This is a genomic window from Pseudomonas sp. GXM4, assembly GCF_008923895.1.
In the GTDB taxonomy this organism is placed as follows: Bacteria; Pseudomonadota; Gammaproteobacteria; order Pseudomonadales; family Pseudomonadaceae; genus Aquipseudomonas; species Aquipseudomonas atacamensis.
This window is the reverse complement of record NZ_WBRZ01000458.1, coordinates 1-2,139: the sequence shown is the minus strand read 5'-3', so window position 1 is coordinate 2,139 and position 2,139 is coordinate 1. Positions and strand designations below refer to the sequence as shown.

Below are 2,139 nucleotides of genomic sequence, written 5' to 3'. Positions count from 1 at the left end.
GACGCTCCGCGTCCAGTGACGCGGAGCGTCACGGGCTGCATTCCCACGCAGAGCGTGGGAACGATCACTATAAGAGGAACCGGGATGAAAACCCTCTGGCAACACTGCCACGTCGCAACCATGGCCAACGGCGCCTATTCGATCATCGAGGATGCCGCGATCGTGACATCCGGCACGCTGATCGAGTGGATCGGCCCGCGCACTCAATTGCCGTCCGGCGAATACCCGGCGGTCAATGATTTGCAGGGTGCGTGGGTCACCCCCGGTCTGATCGACTGCCACACCCACACCGTGTTCGGCGGCAACCGCAGCGGCGAATTCGAGCAGCGCCTGCAAGGCGTCAGCTATGCCGAGATCGCCGCGCAGGGCGGCGGCATCGCCAGCACCGTGCGCGCCACTCGCGAAGCCACTGAGGACGAGCTGTTCGCCAGCGCCGCCAAACGCCTGAAAAGCCTGATGCGCGACGGCGTGACCACGGTGGAAATGAAATCCGGCTACGGTCTCGATCTGGCCAACGAGCGCAAGCTGCTGCGGGTCATCCGGCGCCTGGCCGAAGAGCTGCCGATCAGCGTCCGCAGCACTTGCCTGGCGGCGCACGCCTTGCCGCCGGAGTACAAGGATCGCGCCGACGATTACATCGATCTGGTCTGCGAGCAGATGCTCCCGGCCCTTGCCGCCGAAGGTCTGGTCGATGCCGTGGATGCGTTCTGCGAATATCTGGCGTTTTCGCCGGAGCAGGTCGAGCGGGTGTTCGTCGCCGCGCAACAACTCGGACTGCCGGTAAAGCTGCACGCCGAGCAGTTGTCCTCGCTGCACGGCTCCAGCCTCGCCGCGCGCTACAAAGCCTTGTCCGCCGATCATCTGGAGTTCATGGACGAGGACGATGCCATCGCCATGGCCGCCGCCGACACCGTCGCCGTACTGCTGCCAGGCGCGTTCTACTTCTTGCGCGAAACCCAGTTGCCGCCGATGGAAGCGCTGCGCAAGCACAAGGTGAAAATCGCCATCGCCAGCGACCTCAATCCCGGCACCTCGCCAGCGCTGTCGTTGCGCCTGATGCTGAACATGGCCTGCACCTGTTTCCGCATGACCCCGGAAGAAGCTCTGGCCGGGGCGACCATCCATGCCGCGCAGGCGCTGGGCATGGCGCTTACCCATGGCTCGCTGGAGGTTGGCAAGGTCGCCGATTTCGTGGCGTGGGACATCGAGCGTCCGGCGGATCTGGCCTATTGGCTCGGTGGCGATCTGGACAAGCGCGTCGTGCGTCACGGCGTCGAATCGAATTTCTAGGAGGGCGGTTGTGGACAAGGTTCTGAGTTTCAAACAAGGTCACGTGCCGCTGCTGATCAGCATGCCCCACGCCGGCGTGCGTCTGACCCCAACGGTCGAGGCCGGGCTGATCCCCGCTGCGAGAAGCCTGCCGGACACCGACTGGCATATCCCGCAGCTCTACGATTTTGCCGAGGAACTGGGCGCCAGCACCCTGGCGGCTGAGTATTCGCGCTTCGTCATCGACCTCAACCGGCCGTCCGACGACAAGCCGTTGTATGTCGGGGCGACCACCGGGTTGTATCCGGCGACGTTGTTCGACGGTATTCCGTTGTTTCAGCAAGGTCTGGAGCCGTCGAAAGAGGAGCGCGCGACTTACCTGGAGCAGATCTGGACGCCGTATCACCGCACCTTGCAGGAGGAACTGGCGCGATTGAAAGCCGAATTCGGCTACGCGCTGTTGTTCGATGCGCACTCGATCCGCTCGATCATCCCGCACCTGTTCGACGGCAAATTGCCAGACTTCAACCTCGGCACCTTCAATGGCGCCAGTTGTGATCCGCAACTGGCTGCTGAACTGGAAGTGATCTGCGCGCGGCACGAGCAGTTTACTCATGTGCTCAACGGTCGCTTCAAAGGCGGCCACATCACCCGCCAGTACGGCGATCCGGCGCAGAACATCCACGCCGTGCAGCTGGAACTGTGCCAGTCCACCTACATGCAAGAGTTCGAACCGTTCCGCTACCGCGCCGATCTGGCCGAACCGACGCGGGTGGTGCTCAGGGAATTGCTGCAGGGACTGCTCGCTTGGGGTGAAAAACACCATAACGCCTGAAGCACCCCTGCAGGAGCTGCCGAAGGCTGCAATCT

At 63.2% G+C, this 2,139-nt stretch carries 2 protein-coding genes; both read left to right on the top strand.

Features of this window, described 5'->3' with window-relative positions; translation table 11 throughout:
• The first annotated feature begins 84 nt into the window (after positions 1–84).
• On the top strand, positions 85–1,290 hold the full coding sequence (hutI, locus tag F8N49_RS27380; RefSeq protein ID WP_151553282.1) for an imidazolonepropionase: 1,206 nt from the start codon (positions 85–87) through the stop codon (positions 1,288–1,290).
• Positions 1,291–1,300: 10 nt separating this feature from the next.
• A complete protein-coding gene (hutG, locus tag F8N49_RS27375; protein ID WP_151553281.1) occupies positions 1,301–2,104 on the top strand; it encodes an N-formylglutamate deformylase in 804 nt (267 codons plus the stop codon).
• Positions 2,105–2,139: the final 35 nt, after the last annotated feature.